Annotated in this window: 7 protein-coding genes; 4 read left to right on the top strand and 3 right to left on the bottom strand. The window is 71.9% G+C overall.

All coding sequences use genetic code 11. The annotated features are described in order from the left end of the window. From CCN56_RS13050 to meaB, 3 genes are all read left to right on the top strand, one after another. Positions 1-1,699 (top strand): methylmalonyl-CoA mutase subunit beta (locus CCN56_RS13050; protein WP_256961946.1); only part of this gene is annotated, 1,699 nt, incomplete at its 5' end. Beyond that, entirely contained in the window at positions 1,699-3,873 is a 2,175-nt protein-coding gene (gene scpA, locus CCN56_RS13055; RefSeq protein WP_086826626.1) for a methylmalonyl-CoA mutase, read from the top strand. The genes CCN56_RS13050 and scpA, both read left to right, overlap by 1 nt. After that, a complete protein-coding gene (meaB, locus tag CCN56_RS13060) occupies positions 3,870-4,892 on the top strand; it encodes a methylmalonyl Co-A mutase-associated GTPase MeaB (protein WP_086826628.1) in 1,023 nt (340 codons plus the stop codon). Before scpA ends, meaB begins: the two co-directional genes overlap by 4 nt. 72 nt (positions 4,893-4,964) lie before the next feature. On the opposite strand, the gene CCN56_RS13065 is transcribed toward meaB, so the two are convergent. Then, the gene (locus CCN56_RS13065) at positions 4,965-5,417 is read right to left on the bottom strand and encodes a MarR family winged helix-turn-helix transcriptional regulator (RefSeq protein ID WP_086826630.1); all 453 of its coding nucleotides are present in this window, start codon (positions 5,415-5,417) and stop codon (positions 4,965-4,967) included. 155 nt (positions 5,418-5,572) lie between these two features. Between CCN56_RS13065 and CCN56_RS13070 the strand changes: the two genes are divergently transcribed. Beyond that, on the top strand, positions 5,573-7,084 hold the full coding sequence (locus CCN56_RS13070) for an MFS transporter (protein WP_086826631.1): 1,512 nt from the start codon (positions 5,573-5,575) through the stop codon (positions 7,082-7,084). A 61-nt stretch (positions 7,085-7,145) separates the two neighbouring features. Here the strand turns inward: CCN56_RS13070 and CCN56_RS13075 are convergent, their stop codons facing one another. Continuing rightward, a complete protein-coding gene (locus tag CCN56_RS13075; RefSeq protein ID WP_107484143.1) occupies positions 7,146-8,030 on the bottom strand; it encodes a geranyl diphosphate 2-C-methyltransferase in 885 nt (294 codons plus the stop codon). A 15-nt stretch (positions 8,031-8,045) separates the two neighbouring features. Next, positions 8,046-9,131, bottom strand: a 1,086-nt coding sequence (locus CCN56_RS13080; protein WP_256961947.1) for a family 2 encapsulin nanocompartment cargo protein terpene cyclase, incomplete at its 5' end; no start/stop codon positions are given.

Below are 9,131 nucleotides of genomic sequence, written 5' to 3' on the forward strand. Positions count from 1 at the left end.
CTCCGGCGCCGCCGCCGAGGACGCCCTGTCCACCCTCCTTGAGGACGGCCTCGGCACCCGCCCCCTGTACACCGCGCGCGACACCGCGCCCGACCCCGGCCTCCCCGGCTTCGCACCCTTCGTGCGCGGCGGGCGGGCCGAGGGCAACGCCGTCGGCGGCTGGGACGTGCGCCAGCGGCACCTGACGGCCGACAACGAGGCCGTCCTCGCCGACCTGGAGAACGGCGTCACCTCCCTGTGGCTCGGCGTCGGCGGCACGGGCATCCCGGTGTCCGCGCTCGACGGCGTCCTCGACGGCGTCTACCTCGACCTCGCGCCCCTCGTCCTCGACGCGGGCGACGAGACGGAGGCGGCCGCCGAGCGTCTCCTCCGGCTGTACGAGGAGCGGGGCGTCGCCCCGGAGGCGGCCCGGGGCAGCCTGGGCGCCGACCCGCTGGGCCACGAGGCCCGCACCGGCCGCGCGGCCTACGACCTGGCGTCCGTCGCCGGCCTCGCGCGCCGCTGCGCCGAGACGTACCCGGGGCTGCGGGCCCTGACCGTGGACGCCCTGCCGTACCACGAGGCCGGCGGCTCGGCCGCGCAGGAGCTCGGCTGCTCCCTCGCGACCGGCGTCGCCTACCTGCGCGGCCTGACCGAGGCCGGACTGAGCGTCACCGAGGCCTGCGGACAGCTGGAGTTCCGCTACGCCGCCACCGCCGACCAGTTCCTGACGATCGCCAAGCTGCGCGCCGCGCGCCGCCTGTGGGCCCGTGTCGCCGAGGCCTGCGGCGCCCCGGAGGCGGGCGCGCAGCGCCAGCACGCGGTGACCTCGCCGGTGATGATGACGCGCCGCGACCCCTGGGTGAACATGCTGCGCACCACCATCGCGACCCTCGCGGCCGGTGTGGGCGGCGCCGACAGCGTCACCGTGCTGCCCTTCGACGACGCGCTCGGCCTGCCGGACGCGTTCGCCCGCCGGATCGCCCGCAACACCTCCACCGTCCTCATCGAGGAGTCCCACCTGTCCCGGGTCATCGACCCGGCGGGCGGCTCCTGGTACGTGGAGAAGCTCACCGACGAACTCGCGCACGCCGCCTGGGAGTTCTTCCGGACGATCGAGCGGGCCGGCGGCCAGGAGGCCGCGCTGCGCTCCGGCCTCGTCGGCGAGCGGCTCGCCGAGACCTGGGCCGCGCGCAGCAGGAAGCTCGCCACCCGCCGCGAACCCATCACCGGTGTCAGCGAGTTCCCGCACCTCGCCGAGAAGCCCGTCGACCGCGCGCCCGCGCCCCGGCCGCTCTCCGGTGGTCTCCCCCGCGTCCGGCGCGACGAGGCGTACGAGGAGCTGCGCGCCCGCTCGGACGCCCATCTCGCGGCGACCGGCGCCCGGCCCCGCGTCTACCTGGCCGCGCTCGGCCCGGCGGCCGCGCACTCGGCCCGGCTCACCTTCGCCGCCAACCTCTTCCAGGCGGGCGGCATCGAGGCCGTCACCGAGGGCACGTTCGAGGAGAGCGGTGCCCGCGAGGCCTGCCTCTGCTCCAGCGACGCGCTGTACGAGGAGCAGGCGGAAGCCGCCGCCGGGGAGCTGCGCGCGGCCGGGGCCGAGCACGTCCTCCTGGCCGGGCGCCCCGCGTCGTACGCCGGTGTCGACTCGTACGTCTTCGCCGGCTGCGACGCCGTCGCCCTGCTCTCCACCGCCCTCGACCGCATGGGAGTGTCCTGATGTCCATCCCCGATTTCTCCGGGATCGAGCTCGGGGCACAGGCCGCCGGGGGCGGGCCCGACGAGTGGCGCACGGCCGTCGAGAAGGCGGCGGGCGGTGACGACCTGCTGTGGGAGACCCCGGAGGGCATCGCCGTCAAGCCGCTGTACACCGGGCAGGACCTGGAGGGCCTGGACTTCCTGGACACCCGTCCGGGCATGACCCCGTACCTGCGCGGCCCGTACCCGACGATGTACGTCAACCAGCCCTGGACGATCCGTCAGTACGCCGGTTTCTCCACGGCCGAGGAGTCGAACGCCTTCTACCGGCGCAACCTCGCCGCCGGTCAGAAGGGCCTGTCGGTCGCCTTCGACCTGCCGACCCACCGCGGCTACGACAGCGACCACCCGCGCGTCACCGGTGACGTCGGCATGGCCGGCGTGGCCATCGACTCCATCTACGACATGCGCCAGCTGTTCGACGGCATCCCGCTGGACAGGATGTCCGTGTCGATGACGATGAACGGCGCGGTGCTGCCCGTGCTCGCGCTGTACATCGTGGCCGCCGAGGAGCAGGGCGTACCGCCCGAGAAGCTGGCCGGGACCATCCAGAACGACATCCTCAAGGAGTTCATGGTCCGCAACACGTACATCTATCCGCCCGGTCCTTCGATGCGGATCATCTCCGACATCTTCGCGTACACCTCGCAGCGGATGCCGCGCTACAACTCCATCTCCATCTCCGGCTACCACATCCAGGAGGCGGGCGCGACGGCCGACCTGGAGCTGGCGTACACGCTCGCGGACGGTGTGGAGTACATCCGGGCCGGGCGTGAAGCGGGCCTGGACGTGGACGCGTTCGCTCCGCGCCTGTCGTTCTTCTGGGCGATCGGCATGAACTTCTTCATGGAGATCGCGAAGCTGCGCGCCGCCCGCCTGCTGTGGGCGAAGCTGGTGAAGCAGTTCGACCCGCAGAACGCCAAGTCGCTCTCCCTGCGGACCCATTCGCAGACCTCCGGCTGGTCGCTGACCGCGCAGGACGTGTTCAACAACGTCACGCGGACCTGTGTGGAGGCGATGGCGGCGACCCAGGGCCACACCCAGTCGCTGCACACCAACGCCCTCGACGAGGCCCTGGCGCTGCCCACCGACTTCTCGGCGCGCATCGCCCGCAACACGCAGCTGCTCCTCCAGCAGGAGTCCGGCACCTGCCGGACCATCGACCCGTGGGGCGGCAGCGCGTACGTCGAGAAGCTCACCTACGACCTGGCCCGCCGCGCGTGGAAGCACATCCAGGAGGTCGAGCAGGCCGGCGGCATGGCCAAGGCCATCGACGCGGGCATCCCCAAGCTGCGCGTGGAGGAGGCGGCGGCCCGCACCCAGGCCCGCATCGACTCCGGACGGCAGCCGGTGATCGGCGTCAACAAGTACCGGGTGGCGTCCGACGAGCAGATCGAGGTCCTCAAGGTCGACAACTCCTCCGTCCGCGCCCAGCAGATCGAGAAGCTGCGGCGGCTGCGCGAGGAGCGCGACGAGACCGCCTGCCGGGACGCGCTCGACGCGCTCACCCGCGCCGCGGGCGGCGACGGCAACCTGCTGGAGCTCGCCGTGCGCGCGGCCCGCGCGAAGGCGACCGTCGGCGAGATCTCGGAGGCCCTGGAGAAGGTGTACGGCCGTCACGCGGCGCAGATCCGTACGATCTCCGGTGTGTACCGCACCGAGACAGGCGAGTCCCCCTCCGTGGAGCGCACCCGGACCCTGGTCGACGCCTTCGGCGAGGCCGAGGGGCGCCGGCCGCGCATCCTGGTCGCCAAGATGGGCCAGGACGGCCACGACCGCGGCCAGAAGGTGATCGCCACCGCCTTCGCCGACCTGGGCTTCGACGTGGACGTCGGCCCGCTGTTCCAGACCCCGGCCGAGGTGGCGCGTCAGGCCGTCGAGGCTGACGTGCACATCGTCGGGGTCTCGTCGCTGGCCGCGGGGCACCTCACCCTCGTGCCGGCGCTGCGGGAGGAGCTCGCGGCGGAGGGCCGCGAGGACATCATGATCGTGGTCGGCGGTGTCATCCCCCCGCAGGACGTGCCGACGCTCCTGGAGATGGGCGCGGCGGCCGTGTTCCCGCCGGGGACGGTGATCCCCGACGCGGCCCACGACCTGGTGACCCGGCTGGCGGCCGACCTCGGGCACGACCTGTGATCGGTCTCGACACGTACGTGAAGGGCGTGCTCGACGGAAAGCGGGCGGTGATCGCGCGTGCGATCACCCTCGTCGAGTCGACGCGCCCCCAGCACCGTGCGCTCGCGCAGGAGCTCCTCACGGAGCTCCTGCCGCACAGCGGGAAGGCCGTGCGGATCGGGATCAGCGGGGTGCCCGGGGTCGGCAAGTCGACCTTCATCGACGCGTTCGGGACGATGCTGACCGGGCTCGGCCACCGGGTGGCGGTGCTCGCCGTCGACCCGTCGTCGACCCGTACGGGCGGCTCGATCCTCGGCGACAAGACGCGCATGGAGCGGCTGGCCGTCGACCCGGCGGCCTTCGTCCGCCCCTCCCCCAGCGCCGGCACGCTCGGCGGCGTCGCGAAGGCGACGCGGGAGTCGATGGTGGTGATGGAGGCCGCGGGCTACGACGTGGTGCTCGTGGAGACGGTGGGCGTCGGCCAGTCCGAGACCGCCGTCGCCAACATGGTCGACTCGTTCCTGCTGCTCACCCTGGCGCGTACGGGCGATCAGCTCCAGGGCATCAAGAAGGGCGTCCTCGAGCTGGCCGACGTGGTCGCCGTCAACAAGGCGGACGGCCCGCACGAGCGCGACGCCCGCGCCGCCGCCCGGGAACTGGCGGGCGCGCTGCGCCTGATGCATCCCCAAGCTCTCAACTCCGTTCGAGCAGGGGAGACCCCACTCGCGGACGCCGTCTGGACACCACCGGTGCTCAGCTGCAGCGCGCGGGAGTCGGCGGGCCTCGACGAGGTCTGGGACCGCCTGAAGCAGCACCGGGCGCTCCTCGACTCGACCGGCCGCCTCGCGGCCAAGCGCCAGGACCAGCAGGTCGACTGGACGTGGTCGATGGTCCGCGACGAGCTGCTGCGGCGACTGAGCGCCGACCCGGCGGTCCAGGACGTGACTCCCTCCCTGGAGCGGCGGGTCAGGGACGGCGAGCTGACGGCGACCCTGGCCGCCGAGGAGATCCTGAGGGCCTTCGGGGAACGCCGGGACTGAGCCGGGGCGGTACGGGCGCCTGGACGGGGTTTCCCGTCAGGCGCCCTTCTCCGTGCCCGGGCGCAGCCACGCTCAGGCGTTGTTCTCCATGCCCGGCCGCAGCCGCGCGAGCAGGCCGTACAGGGTCGCGCTGTCCTCCGGGCCGAGGGTGTCGAGGGCGCCGTGGGTCGCCTGCATCTCCTCGCGGACCCGCCGGATGACCTCCCGGCCCTCGTCGGTCGCCACGACGTTCTTCACGCGCCGGTCGGAGGCGTCGGGCTCGCGGCGCACCAGGCCGCGCCCCTCCAGGCGGTCGATGATCCCGGTGACGTTCGACGCGTCGCAGACGAGCAGGGTCGCGAGGGCGCGCATCGGCAGCGGACCGTTCAGCTGGGCGAGGACCTTGGCCTGCGTGGACGTCAGCCCGTGGTGGGCGGCAGCGGCGGCGAAGTCGCGCCACTGTGCCGTGCCGATGGCGGCGAGGAGCTCGAGCAGCTGGAGCTTGGTGGGCGTCTCGGGCATCGCCTCGGGGGTCGTCGCGCTCATGGTTCGAGCGTACTCACGATCCTTGACATTATCAATTGTTTACTTAAGGACCTCAAGTATTTACTTGACCTCCTCAAGCATCGGGGCCTACCGTCGTCGTATTACTTGATGACGTCAAACATCTACGACGTGAAGCACCGAGAAGGTCCCCACACATGAGTCACGAGACCACCCCGCCCGCCGCCGATCCCCGGCGCGAGACGCTCGTCGTCTTCGCGCTGAGCCTCGCCGCCATGGTCGTGTCGATGATGCAGACCCTGCCGGTCCCGATCCTCGGCCTCATCCGCGCCGACCTGGGCACCTCGGCCGCCAACGTCAGCTGGGTCACCACCGCCACCCTGCTCTCCGCCGCCGTCTTCACCCCGCTGCTCGGCCGCTTCGGCGACCAGCACGGCAAGAAGCCCACCCTGGTCGCCGTCCTCGGCGTCATGGTCGCCGGCTCCGTCGTCGCCGCCCTGGCGACCTCGCTCCCCCTGCTGATCCTCGGCCGCGTCCTCCAGGGTGCCGCCACCGCGATCTTCCCGCTCGCCCTGTCCGTGCTGCGCGAGGAGGTCCGCCCGCAGAAGCTGCCCGGCGCGATGTCCCTCGTCAGCGGCACCCTCGCGTTCGGCAGCGGTCTCGCGCTCGTCGCCACGGGACTGCTCACCTCCGGCTCCGACGCCGACTACCGCAGCGCCTTCTGGATGGCCACCGGCTTCGCCGCGATCGCCCTGCTCGCGGTCGTGTTCCTGGTCCCCGCGACCCGCCACAAGACCGGCGGCCGCACCGACTTCCTCGGCGCGCTCACCCTCGGCGCCACCCTGCTGCTGCTCCTGCTGCCGATCTCGCAGGGCCACGAGTGGGGCTGGACCTCCGGCCGCACCCTGGGCAGCTTCGCGGCCGCGGCCGTCATGACCGTCGTCTGGGTGTTCACCGAGCTCAAGGTCCGCGAGCCCCTCGTCGACATGCGCATGTTCGTGCACCGGCCGGTGCTCATGGCCAACCTGGCCGGCGTCCTCGTCGGCTTCGGCATGTTCGCGAACTTCCTGGGCGTCTCGTACCTCGTCCAGATGCCCGAGGCCCTCACCGGCTACGGCTTCGGAGCGTCCATCCTCCGCGCCTCCGTCGAGTTCCTGCTGCCGGGCGCGATCGTCTCCCTGCTCGCCTCGCCGATCGGCGGCCGCATCGTCCGCCACCGCGGCCCGCGCACCGCGCTGACCCTGGCCGCCGCGCTCGGCGCCGTGGGCTTCGGCTGGCTCGCCCTCGACCACGGCCACACCGCGTCGGTGATCGGCGCCGGCGTGATCGTCGGCGCGGCCGTCAGCTTCGGGTACGCGGCCATGCCCGCCGTCATCATGGCGAGCGTCCCGCACCACCAGAGCGGCATCGCCAACGGCATCAACTCGATCTCCCGCTCCACCGGCAGCGCGGTCGGCAGCGCTGTGGTCACCACGATCCTGGCCTCGAAGACGATCGAGCACCTGCCCGCCGGCGTCCCGGCCCTGCCCGCCGAGTCCGGCTTCACCCTCACCTTCTGGATCGGCGCCGCCGCCTTCGCCCTCGTCGCGGTCATCGCCCGCCTCGGCCTGCGGACCGGCCGGGCTCCCCGTACCGAACGGGTGAGCGCGCCGGCCGCCGAGACCTCCGAGGCCACCGAGGCCGCCGAGAAGGAGACGGCCGCGGCATGACGCGAGGGGCGGGTCCGTCGGAAGACGGACCCGCCCCTCGGCCGTGGGGGTGGGCGGTACGTCAGACGCGGTCGGCCGCGATCAGGACGTACTGGAAGGAGCCGTCCTTGTACGACTCGATGAACGCCTCCTCGATGCCGGTGACCAGCGAGGACGTGGCCCGCAGCTCCCAGTAGGGGAGGGTGTCCGGCGTCAGGTCGATGACGGCCTGCGGGACGAGGCGGTTGTCGGCCATCGCCTTGAGGTACTCACGGCGCGAGTGGATGTTGCACTCGAAGTGCGCGTTGATCTGGGAGACCCACTTCGAGGGCTGGCCGTACTTCGGGTTCCAGCAGCCGGTGATGGTGACGTAGCGGCCGCCGACCTTGAGGAACCGGGAGTGCTCGGCGAACAGGTCGTCCAGGTCGACGTACATGCTCGACTCGTTGTTCCACGAGGCGGCGATGCTGCCCTTCTCGAAGGGGGTGTCCAGCATGTTGCACACCTGGGCGTGGACGTGGCTCTCGATGCCCAGCTCCTTGGCGCGCTTGTTGCCGAACTCGGCCTGCGTGGAGGAGAGGGTGACGCCCTCGACCTTGCAGCCGAAGCGCTGGTGGGCCATGACGCTCGAACCGCCGCGGCCGCAGCCGGCGTCGACGAGGGTGTCCTCGCTGGTGATCGGACCGAGGTGGTCGAGGAGCACCTCGGCCTGCGCCGACTCCAGGCGGTGCAGCTCGGCGATCAGCTTCTTCTCGTACTCGCTGTCCTCGGGGGCGCCGAGGGCGGCGTGGTCCACGGCACCGATGCCGTAGTGGTGGTGGTACAGCCCGTCCACGTCGCCCAGGCGCAGGTTCACGGGCCTGGCCTCGGCGTTCCAGTACCGGGCGATGTCTCCCTGGTACGGCGTCGCCGGGCCGGGGACGAACGCGGAGGTGCCGTTGATGGTGGGGAGCTCGGTGTTGGTCACAGATGAAATCCGTTCTTACCAGAAATCGGGCAGGCTGTAGCGGTGCGTATTGGTCTGGTGCCAGTAGTGGTTGCCGTCGACCCACACGGCCACTCCCTTCAGGAAGCGGAGCACGCTCGGGACGGGGCAGGCGACGGCCAGCTCTGCGGACGCGGCCTCGAAGTCGCGCATCAGCTCGTTGTGGACCTCGACGGCCTTCAGGTAGGCGTCCTTCTCCGAGAGCGATTCCTTCTCGGAGAGCACCACGGGCAGGTTCATGTGCCGGCCGGGGCTGGCGAGTTCCTTGGTGTACGAGTAGAGGTCGTTGACGATGGTGCTGGCATTGCCGGCGAGCGCGAGGACCCGCTGCATGGCCGGCTGGGCGTGCAGCTCGACGGGGAGTTCGTACCCGCCGACGGTGTCGGTGATGGTGGGGCAGGGGCGGAAGTTGTTGAACTGCCGCATCGACAGGTACTCCCAGACCTCCGGCACGTGGTTCGTCTCGTCCCACGCGGCCTCGGCGAGGTAGCCAAGGTGCAGCCGGGCCATGTCGTGCCGGAACCGGTCGGCCTGGGACGGGGTCGCCAGGCGGACGAAGTACTCCATGGCCGAGCGGTAGGAGCGCCGGGGCGCGTCCGCGTGGAGCGACTCCGCCCACACCGGCTGGTACTCCGCCGTCGAGTGCAGCGGGTCCAGGGCGGTGTGCGCCATGAGGAGGCGTCCGCCCAGACCGATGGGCGAACCGCCGAGGTCCTCGCAGTAGATGTCGTCCACGGCGTTCTCGGCGACCATCAGGCGGGCGGCGACCATGAGGTGCTCGACGGTCGGGGCGTCCGGGTGGCAGGCCACCATGTACCGCCCGACGTGGAACCCGTCGAAGTCGCCCTCCCAGTCCTCGGGGAAGAGCTGGATCTCGTCCAGCGCCCAGGACTTGATGCGGAGGCTGACCTCCTCGACCCGCACCGGATCGGGCTCCGGCACCGGGTGCCAGTAGAGGCCCGGGATGATCAGCGCGTCCGCCGGCGCCGCGAGGGGCTCCACCGGTGCCGCGGTGGGCTCCGCCGGGAGCGCCGGGGGTTCCGCACGCGGGACCAGGGACAGCCCCGCCGTACCGAGACCACT

The sequence above is a fragment of the Streptomyces sp. NRRL B-24572 genome (genome assembly GCF_002156145.1).
Lineage (GTDB): Bacteria > Actinomycetota > Actinomycetes > Streptomycetales > Streptomycetaceae > Streptomyces > Streptomyces vietnamensis.